17 protein-coding genes are annotated in these 16,155 nt (G+C 59.5%); 8 read left to right on the top strand and 9 right to left on the bottom strand.

From position 1 onward, the window contains the following. The gene (locus tag JOE33_RS17960; RefSeq protein WP_096244577.1) at window positions 1–1,143 is read left to right on the top strand and encodes an endonuclease/exonuclease/phosphatase family protein; all 1,143 of its coding nucleotides are present in this window, start codon (window positions 1–3) and stop codon (window positions 1,141–1,143) included. Window positions 1,144–1,192: 49 nt separating this feature from the next. Then, window positions 1,193–1,594 (top strand): hypothetical protein, encoded by a 402-nt coding sequence (locus JOE33_RS17955; RefSeq protein WP_032615542.1) that lies wholly within the window; start codon window positions 1,193–1,195, stop codon window positions 1,592–1,594. Window positions 1,595–1,714: 120 nt separating this feature from the next. On the opposite strand, the gene JOE33_RS17950 is transcribed toward JOE33_RS17955, so the two are convergent. After that, window positions 1,715–2,482 carry a hypothetical protein gene (locus JOE33_RS17950; protein WP_187624964.1) on the bottom strand — a complete coding sequence of 256 codons (768 nt, stop codon included), beginning with the start codon at window positions 2,480–2,482 and terminating at the stop codon, window positions 1,715–1,717. Window positions 2,483–2,780: 298 nt separating this feature from the next. Between JOE33_RS17950 and JOE33_RS17945 the strand changes: the two genes are divergently transcribed. Beyond that, window positions 2,781–3,038 carry a hypothetical protein gene (locus JOE33_RS17945; RefSeq protein WP_025990760.1) on the top strand — a complete coding sequence of 86 codons (258 nt, stop codon included), beginning with the start codon at window positions 2,781–2,783 and terminating at the stop codon, window positions 3,036–3,038. A 168-nt stretch (window positions 3,039–3,206) separates the two neighbouring features. On the opposite strand, the gene hrpB is transcribed toward JOE33_RS17945, so the two are convergent. The 4 genes from hrpB to JOE33_RS17925 all read right to left on the bottom strand — a co-directional run bounded on the left by hrpB (window position 3,207) and on the right by JOE33_RS17925 (window position 8,129). Beyond that, window positions 3,207–5,741 carry an ATP-dependent helicase HrpB gene (hrpB, locus tag JOE33_RS17940; RefSeq protein ID WP_187624909.1) on the bottom strand — a complete coding sequence of 845 codons (2,535 nt, stop codon included), beginning with the start codon at window positions 5,739–5,741 and terminating at the stop codon, window positions 3,207–3,209. 232 nt (window positions 5,742–5,973) lie between these two features. Beyond that, window positions 5,974–6,882, bottom strand: coding sequence for a hypothetical protein (locus JOE33_RS17935; RefSeq protein WP_010426643.1), 909 nt, complete (start codon window positions 6,880–6,882; stop codon window positions 5,974–5,976). After that, window positions 6,879–7,574 carry a hypothetical protein gene (locus JOE33_RS17930; RefSeq protein ID WP_010426641.1) on the bottom strand — a complete coding sequence of 232 codons (696 nt, stop codon included), beginning with the start codon at window positions 7,572–7,574 and terminating at the stop codon, window positions 6,879–6,881. Before JOE33_RS17930 ends, JOE33_RS17935 begins: the two co-directional genes overlap by 4 nt. Before the next feature lie 171 nt (window positions 7,575–7,745). Further along, complete coding sequence (locus JOE33_RS17925) at window positions 7,746–8,129, bottom strand: RidA family protein (protein ID WP_054993139.1); 384 nt, start codon at window positions 8,127–8,129, stop codon at window positions 7,746–7,748. A 167-nt stretch (window positions 8,130–8,296) separates the two neighbouring features. Here JOE33_RS17925 and JOE33_RS17920 point away from each other — a divergent pair, with 167 nt between their 5' ends. Together JOE33_RS17920 and JOE33_RS17915 are read left to right on the top strand one after the other, a co-directional pair. Continuing rightward, the gene (locus tag JOE33_RS17920) at window positions 8,297–8,992 is read left to right on the top strand and encodes a tRNA (adenine(22)-N(1))-methyltransferase TrmK (protein WP_280922022.1); all 696 of its coding nucleotides are present in this window, start codon (window positions 8,297–8,299) and stop codon (window positions 8,990–8,992) included. A gap of 290 nt (window positions 8,993–9,282) precedes the next feature. Then, complete coding sequence (locus JOE33_RS17915) at window positions 9,283–9,822, top strand: thioredoxin domain-containing protein (protein WP_010427198.1); 540 nt, start codon at window positions 9,283–9,285, stop codon at window positions 9,820–9,822. A gap of 9 nt (window positions 9,823–9,831) precedes the next feature. Here the strand turns inward: JOE33_RS17915 and JOE33_RS17910 are convergent, their stop codons facing one another. Then, a complete protein-coding gene (locus tag JOE33_RS17910; protein ID WP_187624907.1) occupies window positions 9,832–10,803 on the bottom strand; it encodes an alpha/beta hydrolase in 972 nt (323 codons plus the stop codon). Window positions 10,804–10,877: 74 nt separating this feature from the next. Further along, window positions 10,878–11,804, bottom strand: coding sequence for a Gfo/Idh/MocA family oxidoreductase (locus JOE33_RS17905; protein ID WP_122530059.1), 927 nt, complete (start codon window positions 11,802–11,804; stop codon window positions 10,878–10,880). Between the two features lie 307 nt (window positions 11,805–12,111). On the opposite strand from JOE33_RS17905, the gene JOE33_RS17900 reads away from it, so the two are divergent. Together JOE33_RS17900 and JOE33_RS17895 are read left to right on the top strand one after the other, a co-directional pair. Continuing rightward, window positions 12,112–12,531 carry a hypothetical protein gene (locus JOE33_RS17900; RefSeq protein ID WP_003340868.1) on the top strand — a complete coding sequence of 140 codons (420 nt, stop codon included), beginning with the start codon at window positions 12,112–12,114 and terminating at the stop codon, window positions 12,529–12,531. Between the two features lie 25 nt (window positions 12,532–12,556). Continuing rightward, a complete protein-coding gene (locus JOE33_RS17895) occupies window positions 12,557–13,450 on the top strand; it encodes a cation diffusion facilitator family transporter (protein ID WP_187624906.1) in 894 nt (297 codons plus the stop codon). Window positions 13,451–13,456: 6 nt separating this feature from the next. Here JOE33_RS17895 and JOE33_RS25845 read toward each other — a convergent pair whose 3' ends face one another. Then, window positions 13,457–14,623, bottom strand: coding sequence for a DUF6515 family protein (locus JOE33_RS25845; protein WP_074595001.1), 1,167 nt, complete (start codon window positions 14,621–14,623; stop codon window positions 13,457–13,459). A gap of 381 nt (window positions 14,624–15,004) precedes the next feature. Here JOE33_RS25845 and JOE33_RS17880 point away from each other — a divergent pair, with 381 nt between their 5' ends. After that, the gene (locus tag JOE33_RS17880; RefSeq protein ID WP_003419292.1) at window positions 15,005–15,496 is read left to right on the top strand and encodes an Lrp/AsnC family transcriptional regulator; all 492 of its coding nucleotides are present in this window, start codon (window positions 15,005–15,007) and stop codon (window positions 15,494–15,496) included. 13 nt (window positions 15,497–15,509) lie between these two features. On the opposite strand, the gene JOE33_RS17875 is transcribed toward JOE33_RS17880, so the two are convergent. After that, window positions 15,510–16,142: a pseudouridine synthase gene (locus tag JOE33_RS17875; protein WP_010427208.1), complete on the bottom strand. Its 633-nt coding sequence runs from the start codon at window positions 16,140–16,142 to the stop codon at window positions 15,510–15,512. Between the last annotated feature and the right edge of the window lie 13 nt (window positions 16,143–16,155).

The raw sequence follows: 16,155 nt of genomic DNA, 5'->3' as shown, positions 1-16,155 counted from the left end.
ATGCTCAGTGCCGAATCCCTCACTGAGCGCCAGGCGCTCCAAGTCGAGCCGATGCCCCGTTTACTGCTACGTCTGACCCTGTACGGCTTGCTGCTGGTCGCCGTATTGCTGTTACTGGTTTTCCAACTGACATGGCGCCCTCCAGCCCGTGAATTAGTCACGGCCAGCTGCAACCCTGCGGTCGAGGCACCGAAACTGGTGCCGGGGCAAGCGCTGAAAGTCATGACCTGGAACATCCAGTACCTTGCGGGTAAACGCTATGTGTTCTGGTACGACATGGCCGACGGCAGCGGCCCGGACGAACGCCCGACCCATGAAGACCTTGCCTACAATCTGGACGAAGTGGCGCGGGTCATCCGTGACGAACAGCCCGACATCGTGCTGCTGCAAGGCGTCGACGATGGCGCCAAGAACTCCGACTATGAAGATCAGCTGGCGCTGATCAAGGAACGTGTGGCGGACCTCTACCCGTGCAGTACGCAAGCGTTCTACTGGAAAGCAGAGTTCGTGCCCAACCCGCATATCTGGGGCAGCGTCGGCAGAAAACTCGCGACCCTCAGCCGCTTCCATATCGACAGTGCCGAACGCCTACAACTGCCGGTGCCCGACGCCAACCTCATCAGCCGTCAGTTCCAGCCAAAGGATGCCTTGCTGGTCAGCTACCTGCCCTTGCGTGACGGCGGCAAGCTGGCCGTCATCAACACCAGCCTGACCACCGCCAGACACACCGGCGACACTGCACAAAGACAGGTCGCTGCCACTGAAACGCAGCTGGACAAGCTGGAAAGCGGCGGCACGCCCTGGCTGATCGGCGGCGACTTCAACCTGCTGCCGCTGGGCCAATACCAGCGCCTCCCCGAGCAGCAGCGCCTTGGCTACGCCGCCGACAGCGAACTGCACGAGCTGTGGGACAAATACCCGATGATCCCCGACAACGCCGAATCCAGCGGCATCGACCGCAGCAAATGGCTTACGCACTTTCCCAACGACAGCCGCATCAGCGGGCCGGACCGGACTGTGGATTATCTGTTCTACAGCCCGAGCCTGAAGCGGGTCAGTGCACGCGTGCGGCGGGATGATACGTTGCTGATCTCTGATCACTTGCCCGTGATCGGGCGGTTTTTGTTGCCGGTTTTGCCTTGAGGGGTTCCTGCTCTGTAATCAGATAGTTTTCTAAAATAAGGATATTGAATTGAAAAAACTTAACGTTGCTAAAACTATTCTGGGGGGCGCTGCAGCACTTTGCTTCATGACTCCCCTCTGGGCTAAAGATGGAAACGAAGCACTGGCGGCGGTAATCGATCAGCAAAAGAAACAGCTTCCCATCATGCTGGACCTGATGACCCGAATTGACACGATTGCCTATGCTGATCACACCGTCCTCTACAACCTCACGATCAATGGTTACAACGGAAGGCCTGGCGAAAAAGTCTACTACGACAGCTATCTGACTCAGCAAATCCAAGGCAGCTTGTGTAAGCAGACAGCCTATCTATTGGTGCTGGAGCTGGGTAACAAAATCACTTATTCGTACTCCAGCTCGACAGGCGAGTTCATTACATCAATCACGCTTTCACGCGAAGACTGTAAGTAAAGCAACAGGTGCGTCCTTGTGCGCGCCCTGAAAAAAGACAGGGCGCTCATGAGATCAGTTTTTAGATACGGGCCTGCGCCGTCGCACGCACCTGATAATTGAAGCGTATCCCCCGCTACGTCAGCCCGCACCGCTCAACATCGCATCAAGCGCCCGCTCAAGCGCAGGCGTCTTGATCTCGATGCCATTGCCGTAAACCGCCGTGCCACGAGCGCAATCGATAATCACCGTTATTCCAGCACCAGTGAGTCGTCCGGGATATTTGCGCAGGGTCAGCTCGACACAAGAGCAGTCCAGCCAGCGTGCCTGATCGGCTGACCAGCCGTTGTCTTCGAAAGCAAACACGCGGATGTCGCGCCTGATGTCGATTATCTCGGGTGGATAAATCCAGTGCGTGGCAAGTGCCTCGTAAGGCGTCGCCTGGACACGATAGCGAGCACTGGGGGACAGCGCGATCACTTCGATGCGCTCTCTGCGCAGGGTGTCGCCTTCATGCTCAGTGTACGCAAATATGGGCTCGTAACCCTTTCCGGTGAACGTGAAGAATTTCGTCTTTCCATCCGCTTTCAACTGGGCCAGGGCTGCGCTCACCAACGGGAGAGACCGATCGTCAGACTCAAGCGCGCGGTCATATCCGTCAAACTCGATGCCCATAAAGTTCGCTTCATCAGCATCATCCGTGTAACAGCGCGCGACGAGGGACAAGGTGCCTTCCGTGAAGTAGTACATATCGTACTCATAGTAATAGTCGTAGAGGCCGTCCTTATCCTGCTCGCTGGCGTCGATGTGGTGATACCGCTCCATGAGGATTGAACCCGGGCCTTGGGATGTCCACTCGGGTTCGAGCTCGCTTTTACGGTTTTCATCCCGTGAAAAGATGTTTTTCATCCAGCGCGTGATAATGGATTTGAAAACAAATCTGGCAGTGTTCAATGTCTTTCCTTGGTTCCCCGGATACTCGGCAATTTTCCGCGATCAATCCCTGAGCGTTTGCGTGATTGAAAATACCTGAACACAGCGGGGATGGCAGCCCTCGGTAAGCTGGCGAGTCGCCGAGCATCTGAATGTCGTCTTTCAGCGGCCGACAGGGTCAAAACAGTTTGAACCGTTTCTGAGCGCACTCGCCTAATGATTAGCCTGTGGATACTTCCATGGGCGACGTGCCAATACCGGCATACACCAAAGGGTGATCAACATGGCTAAAGACGACAAGAAAAGTAAAGGCGAAGCCTCGAAAGCCAGCAAGGACCTGAAAGACAAGAAGTCATCACCGGCCAAGAAATCTGAAGCGGCCTCGACGCTTTCCAAGTCTTCCGAAAAGAAAGACAAGAAAAAAGACGCCGAGCCAAAGAAAGCTGCCAAAAAAGCTGATAGCAAGCCAGAAAAGGCCAAGAAATCAGACAAGGCTGAAAAGGCTGAAAAGCCAGCTAAAAAGAAAAAGTGACATCTGCTGCCTGCCAGGGCGTTGCGCCCTGGCGTTCTCTGGCTGTCTGGATATCCAACATCCGATCAGGTGTTCCAACTCGGGTACGTTGAACGGCGAGAGTGCGCCCCTCTCACATTGATCGTTCTCGTCTTAACTAAACAACAGCTCGTTGAATGCTGAGCGACCTCATGTCCCCCTCGGTTTCACCCGCGCCGTCGCCTCCGCCACCAACGGATCATCCGGCCAGTAATGCTTGGGATAGCGCCCCTTCAAGTCCTTCTTCACATCTATGTAGGTAGATCGCCAGAAGTTGGCCAGATCCTGCGTCACCTGTACTGGACGGCGTGCCGGGGACAGCAAGTGCAGTTTCAGCACCTGCCGCCCATTGGCGATACGTGGTGTGTCGGACAGCCCAAACAATTCCTGCAGCCGCACTGACAGAATCGGCGGATGTTCGCTGTAGTCGATACGGATGTTCGAGCCTGACGGCACTTGCAGAGTCTGGGGTGCCTGCGCTTCCAACTGTTGTGGCAATGGCCATGGCAGGAGGTTGCGCAGGATGGAGGACAGGTCGAGCTGGCTGAAATGGCTGAGCCGAGTGACTTTGCCCAGGTAGGGCATCAGCCAGTTTTCCAGTGTCGCCAGCAGTTGCGCGTCACTCAGATCAGGCCACTCGCTCGCTGAATTTTTCTCGATATCCAGGCTGCGCAACAGTGCAACACGCGCCTGCCACTGACGCAGTTCCGGCGTCCAGGGCAGCAGTTCCAGGCCTTTGCGACGCACCAGCGCCAGCAGCGCATGGCTGCGGGTTGCCTCGTCGAGGCCGGTCAGTGGTTCGCGACTGATGATCAGTTCACCGACTTTGCGCTGTCGCTCGGCACGGAATACACCTTCGCGTTCGTCCCAGTCGATCTGGTCCACGGTGCTGACCTGCTCGGCCAACACCGAATCAAAAAGTGCCGGATCGAATTCGGCAGCGAGGTAGATGCGTTCTTCGCGCTGGCCCTGACGACTGCCAAGATCAGCGATGACCAACCAAGGCTGTTTCATCAGCGCATCAGTCTCGGCGAACAGTGCCGCGCGGCCGTTGGCCAGTCGGTATTCGGCTCCGCCCGCTCGGCGTTGCTGTGCGACGCGATCCGGGTAGGCCAGCGCCAGCAAGGCGCCCAGCCAGCGTGAGTGGTCCGGATCGCTGACAGGGCTGTTCGCTGCGCCGCGCAGATACCCGCGATACTGCCGCGACAGTTGCCTGGCCCGCTGTACACCGCCTTGTGCGCCACGCGCCGCGCGTTCGGTACCGGCCAGCAGGGTCAGGCGACTGTGCAAGTCCGCGCCAGCGCCGCGCAAGATATCGCGCTCGCCCAGCAAGGCCGCCACGTCACACGCCAGTTCGCCCAGCCCTAGCGCATGGCCGCGCAGCAGCAGATGGGCGATGCGCGGATGAGCAGGCAGCTCAGCCATCGCCTGACCATGAGGCGTCAGGACTGGCGGCTGACCCGGCTGATTGTTCAACGCCTCCAGACGCACCAACAAATCCTGCGCCTGTGCATAAGCCGCAGCTGGCGGCACGTCGAGCCAGACCAGTTGCGCGGGCGTGACGCCCCAGCGGGCCAGTTGCAACGCGAGCCCGGCGAGGTCCGCCTGAAGAATTTCTGCCGCCCCATAGGCGGCCAGTTGATCGTGCTGCGCTTCGGACCATAGCCGGTAACACACGCCCGGCTCCAGCCGCCCTGCCCGTCCGGCACGCTGGGTGGCGCTGGCACGGGAGATACGCTGTGTTTCCAGACGCGTCATGCCGCTGCCCGGATCGAAACGTGGCACCCGCGCCAACCCGGCATCGATCACCACACGCACGCCGTCGATGGTCAGACTGGTTTCCGCAATATTGGTCGCCAGCACCACCTTGCGCGTGCCCTTGGGAGCCGGTTCGATAGCAGCGCGTTGCGCATTCAGATCAAGCTCGCCATGCAGAGGACAAAGCAGAATGTCGCCGCGCTCGCCCAGTGCTTCCGCCAGTTGCTGGTTGACCCGGCGAATCTCGGCCTGCCCCGGCAGAAACACCAACAGGCTGCCGGACTCGCTGCCCAGCGCATCCAGTACCGTCTGCACAACGCGCGGCTCGACAAACTCACCGGGCTGAAAAGTACGCCCCCACTGCATGCTCACCGGAAACATCCGCCCATCGCTTCGCACTACCGGCGCATCGTCCAGCAACGCCGCCAACCGCTCGCCTTCCAGCGTGGCCGACATGAGCAGAATCTTAAGCGGCTGATCGTCCCGAAACAGTTCCCGGCCATTGAGGCTCAGGGCCAGGGCCAGATCGGCATCCAGGCTGCGTTCGTGAAACTCATCGAAAATCAGCAGCCCCACACCTTCCAGCGCCGGATCGTCCTGCAAACGACGCGTGAGAATCCCCTCGGTGACCACTTCAATGCGCGTCTTCGGGCCGACCCGGCTTTCCAGACGAATCCGATAGCCCACCGTCTCGCCGACCTTCTCGCCCAGCTCACTGGCCAGGCGCTCTGCAGCCGCTCTTGCAGCCAGGCGCCGAGGTTCCAGCATCAGAATGGTCTGCCCGGCCAGCCAGTTTTCCTCAAGCAGCGCCAGCGGCACGCGCGTGGTCTTGCCCGCGCCGGGAGGGGCTTCGAGTACGGCTTCATGGCGTGCGGACAAGGCCTGGCGTAAGGCCGGCAGGACGGCATCGATGGGTAAAGAGGTCATGGGGGCTCCCGGAGAGATGCGGGGGAGTATACCGGGGTGGTGTTGGGGAATCAGGGGGGAGTCTTTCGATAGAACGGCGGTCGCCAGCAGTACCGCGATGCACACAGTCCTATGCAGATGGCATTGCTAACAGACCCAGCCTGCAGTGCTGAGCAACAATGAAGGGGATAAAAACGCATCAAATAGCCGGCAGCATTCAGTCAGGGGCTGCCGGGAATATCTGAATGAGTTTCTAGCGCCCGTACACCGTTTGCAATTGCGCTTGCGTCAACGCGTCCTCGAAGGGCACGGGTACTGACTTGACCGCGCCGTACAGATCACGATAACGCCAATAATTCCCGGTGTTAGCCAATTGATAGCCACGCTCGACCACGCGTTGCCCGTTCAGTACATAGCGCAAGGTCTCTTGGGCTGCCTCTGGCGGTGCAGGCAGCATCAGGTCAGCGGCAAGCACGCGCATCGACTCTTCAATGCACTCGTCAAGTACTGCTGTGACTTGCGCCAGATCAAGAGTGCCGTCGTCGATGCATTGTTTGCCGCAGCGCCGAATGGGCTGACTACTGACCTCGATGCGCATGCGATATAACGCTGAACCGGCAATATCCTGCACCTGTACCTGATTGATCAGCACGAAACTGCCGCGATCGGGTGTGAGCATCAGCTTGGGCTCTATAACCAGGCGCGCACTGATATCCCCGATACCCTGTTTGATACCAGCCGCCTGCGATGCTCGCTGGAAGCGCTGTTGCAGACGCTCCTGCAAAGGCACACCGGCAAGCAGGCTGGCCAGTGGTAGCGACTCCCTGACTGCGGCTTTTTCAGCATCCCGTTGCAAGCTGCCGCTGCCCATCTGAGTGTTGATCAGGCTAGCAACCAGCAGACCGGCGAGTCCGGCAGTATTACCCGAACTCGCAATCAGATTATGGCTGGACGATGCAGCCTTTTGCGCGGCTTCGGCGTCGACCACAGTGCTGGCACCTACGAATGCCTGCGGCAGTTGCATGTCCACTTTGACCCCATGGGCCTGGACATAGGAAACCGCGTCCTGCGACTTGAAACCGGCCTGCGGAACGGGCTTCTGCGCGCAACCGGCCAGCATCAGCAGGACATGGGCGGTAATCGTAATCAGCAGACGCGTCATTGTTCGAACGCGGTGATCATTTGCTGACGGCTCATGTCCATGGTCTGGTAGAACGCGTTGGTCAAATTGGCGTACGTCGGCTCGTCCCATTCGCCTTGAGCAGCCTGTACCACGGTAAAGGGTTTGAACCACAGCAGCTTGTTGTCAGATAGATCGACAAGCATGCCTTGTCCGCCTACCTGCGCCATAGGCACGCTGGTGGGTACTACGCTGTAATAACTACGCGTGGCTCCGGTTACCTGGACGTTGACCAGCAGCAGACGATCGACGCCATAAGTCGCCTTGATCGGTGTGAAATCGCGAACCGTGTAGCCTTCGCGGAAACTCACTTCCTTGTAGACCTTGAGGTCCACTGGCTCATTGATTCGTTTGACCTTGTAGCCCTTGGCCTGCAGTTTGGCGACGATGACATCGGGCAAGGTATTGAGGTCGCGTACCTGCCATTTCTCGACATTGCCGCTGAGCTTGCTGTTGACGCCGGTATTAATGGCCAGATCCAGAAGTCCCTGATTGCCGGTGAGTGCCAGAACAGGTTGTGGCACTACAGTAATCGCCACACCGATAGTCGGTTCTTTGGCATTCCAGAATTGCTGATCGAGAGGTACAGGAGGTTGAACGTGGGCGCAGCCGGTGAGTGTCAGGCAGGCGAGCAAAGTCACGGCTGCCAAGGTGCGAAGCGTATGAAACGACATATCTCAAGTCCCTATGATTAAAACGATGACGGCTGTATCGGCAGTCAGCGCCATAACAATAGTGGCTTATTGATATTTTTTACCCTTCTTACACGCGCTTGACCCAACTGCACTTCATATATGAGCGCATGGAGGGTCAAATGCGGCATGAATATCGCCACGCCCAGCCAATCAGCTCGCCCTCGCCGCCATCGCCGTCACTTCAACCCGCATCCCCTCAACCGCCAACGCCGCTACGCCCACCGCTGCGCGCACGGGCCACGGTTTTTTGAAGAAGCGTTTGTACACTTCGTTGAAGGCAGCGCGATCGGCCATGTCGGTCAGGTAGATGGTCAGGTGCATAACCCGGTCCATCGAGCTGCCGGCGCGTTCGAGGGCGTCTTTCAGGGCTCGCAGGGTGCATTCGCTCTGCTCGGTGATACCGCCCAGTTCCAGGCTGCCGTCGGGGCGGGTCGGGATCTGGGTGCTGACCAGCACGCCGTTGAAGTCGGCGACGTCCGAGGAGATGGACTCCGGATCTGGATCGGGGGTGAAGGTGATGTCTGCGTTTGCCATGGGTTCTCTGCTTTGCAAAGGATGGAAAACGCCAAGCCTACGCGAGCGACAGGTGGGGGTCGAGCCGTGGGCTTTGTCGCGGAAAGTTGAAATGCGCCGCGTTGCTCTACAGAATCGCGCCCGGACCCGGCCATGCTGTCGGGCGCTTGGGGTGAAAGGGGTTGCCGTTGAACGAACAGAGATTGTCCATGCGCCTTGAGCGCGTGGCGACGCATGTGCCATACGGTGCGCGGCTGGCTGATATCGGCTCGGATCACGGCTATCTGCCGGTGGCGCTACTGAACCGTAACTTGATTACGACGGCGGTGGCTGGTGAGGTAGCGTTGACGCCGTTCTGCGCAGCCGAGCGTACTGTGCGCGAGAACGATCTGGAGGATCAGGTCAGCGTGCGCCTGGCAGATGGTCTGGCGGCGATCGAAGCAGAAGACGCGATCACGGCGATCAGTCTCTGCGGCATGGGCGGCGAGACGATTCGCGACATCCTTGAAACGGGCAAGGCGCGGCTGAGCGGTCAGGAACGCTTGATCCTGCAACCCAACGGCGGCGAGCAGCCGTTGCGTCTCTGGCTGATGGAGCATGACTACCGCATCGTCAGCGAAGAGGTGCTGCGGGAAAACCGTTTCGACTACGAAATCATCGTTGCCGAACGCACAGGCCCCGTTAAGTACACGGCTGAGGAGCTGTATTTCGGCCCGCTGCAGATGCAGGCGCGCAGCCCGGCGTTTCTGCTCAAGTGGCAGCGTCTGCTGGGCAAGAAACACAAGACACTGCGCAACTTCGAACGCGCGCAGCAAGCCGTGAGCGAAGAGAAGCTGCAGGACGTTGCGCAACAGGTCCGCTGGATTACCGGGTTGCTGGCCTGAAAATCGAACTCATGACCGAACCGGCTCTCAAACCCGCATGATCCGCAGTTCAGGCGTCAACGCTGCAATGTGTGACGCGGAGCGTCACGAACTGCATTCCCACGCGGAGCGTGAGGAACGATAGGTGTCCGGGAAATACTTTTCGTGGCGCGCGGCGCAGCGTAATCAGCCCGGCGCGCCTTGCTTATCGTGCCAGTGCTCTGCGTGAGGAACGAGAGGTGTCCGGGAGATGCTTCTCGTGACTATGCGCGGCGCACCTTCTGCATAACCATCGACGGGAGCAACACGACATGCATTCAGACGCACTTTCCTGGGGCCACGGGCCTCGTCTGTTCGAAGTCTTCCTTGAGCCAACCTGCCCCTTTTCGGTGAAGGCCTTCTTCAAACTCGATGAGCTGCTGGCTCAGGCCGGAGAAGACAGGGTCACGGTCAAAATTCGCCTGCAATCGCAGCCCTGGCACATGTTTTCGGGTGTCATCGTGCGCTGCATTCTGGCGGCTGCGACCCTTGAAGACGGCAAGCAAAGCGCCAAGGCCGTCATGACGGCGGTTGCGTCGCATCGTGAGGAATTCGAGTTCGAACATCACGCCACCGGCCCGAACATGGACGCGACGCCCAACGACATCATTGCGCGCATCGAGCGTTACAGCGGCGTAGAGCTGGCGAAGGCATTCGCTAATCCCGAGCTTGAGCAGGCCGTGAAATGGCACGCCAAATACGCTCGCCAGAACGGCATACACGTCTCGCCGACATTCATGATCGACGGTCTTGTGCAGCCGGGCTTGAGCAGCGGCGATCCGGTGTCGAAGTGGGTTGCGGAGATAGGTTGAGCGGCGAGCTCAACCCTGCGCATCGATCCGCTCGTTGATCCATTCACGACTGCGCGCCAGCGCCTTGCGCGCCAACGTGGTCGGGAAGTGGATGAAGCCGTGCGGTGACTCGGGCATGAGGTGCATTTCGACTTCTGCCGAGTTGGCCCAGCGCTCGGCCATTTGCAGGGTGTCATCCAGCAGCGGATCGATCTCTCCGACGAACATCAGCGCGGGCGGAAGACCGGTCAAATCGCCATACAGCGGCGACAGTGGCGGCTCGCGGCGTTTATCGTCGCTTCGATCGGGGGTGAGCACGCGCATGGCGCCGACCATGCCCGGACCGTCCAGCACCAGCGTCTCGGGCCCCGCGGTACGTACGCTGTTGGTCCCCGTCAGGTCGTAGACGCCGTAGTACAGGACCGTGCCCACTATCCGCTCGAGCAGATCGGGCCGGCTTTTCAATTTCAAGAGGGTGGCTGCGGCAAGATGCCCGCCGGCGGATTCGCCGACCACGATAACCGGCAGGCCGGCAAACTCCTCGCAGTCTTTCCCCAACAGCCAGCAGGCGGCAGAAAAGCAATCCTCCATCAGGCCCTCGATGGGGGTTGTCACAGCAAGTCGATAATCGACCGAAACAATGGCCACGTCGCAGGCGTTGACCATGGCGACGTTGAGATCATCGTTCATCTGGGCGTTGCCGATCACCCATCCGCCGCCGTGGATATCGAACACCACGCCCCTGGGTTTGCCTTTGGGTCGGATGATGCGCACGGGCACCGGTACGTTATCCGAGCTGACCGTTCTTTTCTCGATGCGAAGGTCATGCCTTCCCGGTTTCAAGGCGCTGCCGATCTGCGCCGCACGCAACAGCGCCTGAATCAGCCGGGGCGTGACGCGATTGCGAATCTGGAAACGTGGCATACGCGCGAGGGTTTTATTGAACCGTCGTACTTCTACCAACTCCTGCTCACTGGAAGGCCAAGGCTGTTTTGTGTCCAATTTCTGCTCTCTTGTCAGGCTGACGTATGCGGGGGCGCGCAGCGCGTTTGCCCCCACCTGTACCTGAGAGGCTGTTAGTCGTAGAACGGTTCAACGGATGCCCGGCTGCCCACGAAAAAACTGTCCGCGACCAGCCGCAACGGCTGCAGGTCCAGGTCACTGGCTTTATCGCCGATCAGCTGTTGGAAGTGTCGATACACCGCTGCGTACTCGCCCTCCTCCGAAACAGCCTGACGTACGCCATCGATACTCAACACCGCACCACCGTTGTCCAGGCGCAAAATGCCTTCGGCGCAGCGAATCTCGATGCTCCACAGTTCGTCGTGACCATGATCGAAATCGAACTCGGCGCGGATATCGAGATGGCGCATGTCGGACATCTTGATGGACGCAGCGATAGGCGACTGACAATTGCTCGGCACGCGCAGCTCGGCTGACTCGACGAACAATGGCAGTGGCAGCAGATGCGTCACGATCGACAGGGCATTGATGCCCGGATCGAACACGCCAAGACCACCGGGCTGCCAGATCCACGCCTGACCGGGGTGCCATTTGCGCACGTCTTCTTTCCAGTCGATCTGAACGCTCTGCAGGGTGCGGGTGGATAACCACTCGCGCGCCGCTTCGATACCCTGCGCGTAACGCGAATGCCAGGCGAACAGACCGCTGACGCCCTGCTCCGACACTTGCGCTACCAACGCCATCGCCTCACCCAGCGTCGCGCACGGCGGTTTCTCGACCAGCACGTGTTTGCCGGCCGCCAATGCCTCTTGTACCAGTGCAAACCGACCTTGCGGGGGCGTACAGAACGCAATCGCGTCAACCTGCAGCCCGCTCGCAAGCAGTTCGCCCAGAGATTTGAAATTCTCTACCCCGGCGCACGGCTGGCCTTGCGTAGCCACGGCCACCAGCTCAAATGCGGGGTTGGCGTGGATCGCCGGAACGTGTTGATCCTGCGCAATCTTGCCGTAGCCCACCAGACCGAGACGAATCGGTTGCATACATGACTCCTGAGTTTTTGTAATTATCGTGCGGCACAGTAAACCAGATGTTAATCGTGGTCGGTAAGGGGCATCGGCGCGGAAGCTGTTTTCGTCCAGCGGTCAGCCGATCTCTGCGTCGATAGATCTTCAGCGCCCGCTGCGGCCCCTTCATGAGCAAACTCACGCCCCTGCGATTCTGCAGTTCGGGGCGCTGCACGTCCCATTTCGGTTAACTCCATGAGCGCCGAACCACGCCATCACTCAATAGTCTTAGCCTTGCAGTCATTGCCTTGTATAGTTGCCCTCTTCATCTCAGGAGCTTTCCATGCGCATTCCTTCTCGCTTGATCGGTGGCGTTCTGGTCGCCACGTTGCTGACTCAGATTTCGGCCTGCGGCAGTATTTTCTATCCTGATCGTCGTGGTCAGATCGATGGCAAGGTTGACCCGGCCATTGCGGCGCTGGATGCTTTCGCGCTGCTGTTCTATATCGTTCCAGGCGTGATTGCGTTTGCCGTGGACTTCGCCACCGGCGCGATCTACTACGGGCCCGGCGAGCACGCGCAGATCGATCCGCAAAAGCTGCAAAAAGCGCTCAAGGCTGACGGCAGCGTCGACAACACCAAGCTGCAAGCCATCATTGAAACCGAGCTGGGCCGTTCCCTGCCGTTGAACGACCCACGCCTGATCCAGCACAAAGGCAGCGTCGAGCAACTGGCAGCACTGGGTCTGGTCCCGGCCGCCTGATATCGATCCCGTTCAAGGAAGCGTCATGAGCACCACTGCCGAACATTCCCGACTGCTGCGTCTAGCGACGCGGGCCTCGCTGGCGGTTGCCACGACGCTGATCCTGGCCAAGGGAGTTGCCTGGTGGCTGAGCGGCTCGGTGAGCCTGCTGGCCGGTCTCACCGACTCGCTGCTCGATGGCGCAGCCTCGTTTCTCAATCTGCTGGCGGTGCATTACGCATTGCGGCCTGCCGATGACGATCATCGCTACGGCCACGGCAAGGCGGAAGCGCTGTCGGGCATGGCACAGGCGTTGTTCATCACCGTCAGTGGTGTGCTGATTGCCGTCCAGGCGGTCGAACGCATTCAGAACCCCGAGCCGCTGGGCGCGCCGCTGCTGGGCATGGTCGTGATGGTGATTTCCATCGCGCTAACGATCGCGTTGCTCACCCTGCAATACCGGGTGATCAAGGCGACCGGCTCGGCAGCGATCCGCGCTGATTCGCTGCACTACCGCTCAGACCTGCTGCTGAATGCCAGCATTCTGATGGCGCTGACGCTGGCGTATTTCGGCTGGCAGCAGCTGGACGCGTATTTTGGCCTGGGCATCGCGCTGTATATCTTGTGGAGCGCCTTTCAAATCGCCCGCGAAACGATATCGGTGCTGATGGATGCGGAATTGCCCGCCGATGTCAGCACGCAAATGCTGGCACTGGCGTGCGACGTGCCGGGCGTGCTCGGGGCGCATGATCTGCGTACACGAATCTCCGGCAATCACTGGTTTGTACAGTTGCACCTGGAGCTGCCGGGCAGCCTGACGCTGTCGGCCGCCCATACCATTTGTGATCAGGTGGCTGACGCCATTCACAAGCAATTCCCGAAGGCCGAAGTGCTGGTACACGCCGACCCTCAGGAAGTCGTCAAGCAGGCCAGTGCCTGATCGGCGTCAGTTGACGCTGTAGCCTCGCCCGGCAAGACACGCGCCCATCGAGCGACGATACAGGTCGACCACGTCAGGCGGTGGCTGACCGGTGACATTCGCCGGGTCGAAACCGCTTTGCTCCGCAGCCCAGCGGTAGCACTGGTATTTATCCAGCTCGACCTGCTGCGGGCTCTGCCCGTTGGCAGGGTAGGCCACCGGATCGTAGCCATTACCTTGTTGTTCAGCCGGCGGAGCCTGATACACGGCTTCGTTCTGCGGCGGATTGACCACTACATAGTCCTGGCTGTCCGGCTGGTAGGCGTAATAGGTCCCGGCAGCCAGAAACAGCAGGCTGCTGCCGATCCACACTTCTCTCGAATACGACGGCAGGCTGCGCACGCGCACGCCATAGGGCGGCGTCACCACGACATAACGCGGGCCCTGCGGGCGATACCAGTAGCCTTGCGAATAGAAATAGTCCTGGCCGCGGTAAGGAATGCGCGAATAACCGCCCGGTACGCGATCTATCGCGTAGCCAGGTCGATATTGCGGGCCGGGGCCCCAGCCATTGCCGCGCCCGTCCGGACGTCCTTCCCAGTGGTCATTCGGACGGCCGTTACCGGCCTGCCAGTTGCGGTTGTTGCCCCGTGGGATGTCCTGGTAATAGCCCTGTCGCGGTGGCTGGGTTTGCCATGCCTCTTTCGGACCGCTCTGGATCGGCAGGTTGTCCTGAGCCTGGCGCAACTGCTGACGCTGCTGGTTTTGCTGCTGCTGAATCTGGCGCTGCTGATCGCGCTGTTGCTGCTCGATCTGCTGTTGCTGCTGGCGCTCGACGTTGCGCTGCTGAATCTGCTGTTGCTGGATCTGCTGCTGTTGCTGACGCTCGACCTGACGCTGCTGATTCTGCTGTTCCTGAATCTGACGTTGCTGGTTGTTCTGCTGCTGATAGATCTGCTGTTGCTGCTCACGCTCGACCTGGCGCTGCTGGTTTTGCTGCTGTTGGATCTGGCGCTGCTGATTATTCTGCTCTTGAGCACGCTGTTGTTGCTGCTGACGCTGCTGCCCGTTTTCGCCGGGGCTGCCGTAAAGCTGATTGCGCGGTGAATCATCACGTTCGTCGGCCAGTGCCTGAGCACTGATGCTCAGACACAACAGACTTACACCCGCAAACTGCCAGATGCCAGATTTCATGCTTTCCTCACTAGAGCGCGGGTTGACGTCATTAAGACTGTTTAAGCGTAGCGCCGTTCTGCGCACTTTATCAGCAGACAAAGAAAAGGGGACCAGATGGCCCCCTTGAGATACTTCGTCCTGGCGCAACGCTTTTGACGCTGGCTCACCTCATGCCGTCTTCTGGACAGTATGTAGCCCGGGGGCCTGACACACCCTGTCGGGTGGGAGGCCGCGACTGGCCTGATTCGGCGGGTCGCGCTGGACGCTGTGTCCGGGCAGTGATTCTGTTTAAAAGAATAGGCCTGAGGCTAAGGCAGAGGATTGCTAATATTGCGGATTAAAACATTACTTGCGCAATTTTTGACTTCAGATGAATAATCCAGCGCAATTGAATTGATAATGGGGTGCATCGTGAGCAAGCTCGACAGATACGACCTGAGCATTTTGGCTGAATTGCAACGGGACGCACGGATATCCAACCAGGAATTGGCCGAACGCATTGGTCTGTCGCCTTCGCCTTGCTCGCGTCGGGTCAAGCAACTGGAAGACGACGGTTACATCGTGCGCCAGGTTGCCCTGCTGGATCGCAAAAAACTGGGGCTGAACCTGACCGCCTACGTGCTGATCGGCATGGACCGGCACACGCCCGAGCGTTTCGAGAACTTTGAGCAGCAGATCCGCAACCTGCCTCAGGTACTGGAATGCAGCCTGGTGACCGGCATGGACGCGGACTATCAGCTGAAAGTGGTGGTGCCGGACATGGATCACTATCAGAAACTGCTGCTGGGCCATCTGACCCGGATCGAGGGCGTGACCAGCGTCAAATCGAGCTTTGTCCTCAATCAAGTGCTGGCCAGCACCGAAATGCCGCTGACTCACCTGCGCAACTGAACCAGCACCGGCATTACAGTTTTGCGGCGACTTCCCTGTACTGGCCCTGATCCAGGCCATCCAGTGTCCAGTCGCCAATCCTGACCCGCACCAGCCGCAGAGTCGGCAAGCCGACGGCAGCGGTCATGCGCCGCACCTGCCGATTGCGCCCTTCCTTGATCACCAGTTCCAGCCAGCTTGTCGGCACACTCTTGCGAAAGCGCACGGGCGGGTTGCGCGGCCAGAGTTGCGGTTCATCGAGCTGCCGCGCTTCGGCGGGCAAGGTCGGTCCGTCGTTGAGCTGGACACCGTCGCGCAACTGCTGCAACTGCTCATCGCTCGGCTCGCCTTCGACCTGCACCCAGTAGGTCTTGGCCAGTTTGTGTTTCGGATCGGCAATGCGCGCCTGCAACTGGCCGTCATTGGTCAATAGCAGCAAACCTTCGCTGTCGCGATCCAGGCGTCCGGCCGGATAGATGCCGGGGATCTTGATGAAGTCCTTGAGCGTGGCCCGCCCTTCCTCATCGCTGAACTGGGTCAGCACGTCGAAAGGCTTGTTGAACAGGATCAGCTTCGGCTCGGCCGGTGGCGCCTTGGCGACACGCCGGGCAGCGCCTGCCGGTTTGGAAGCAGGACGGCGGGAAACGGGGCGTTGGGTGCGGGACATGAGAATTCGACAA

This window comes from Pseudomonas sp. PvP027 (assembly GCF_017833005.1).
Taxonomy (GTDB): Bacteria; Pseudomonadota; Gammaproteobacteria; order Pseudomonadales; family Pseudomonadaceae; genus Aquipseudomonas; species Aquipseudomonas congelans.
Note: the sequence above shows the minus strand (reverse complement) of the source record. Positions and strands in the feature narration are given on the sequence as shown.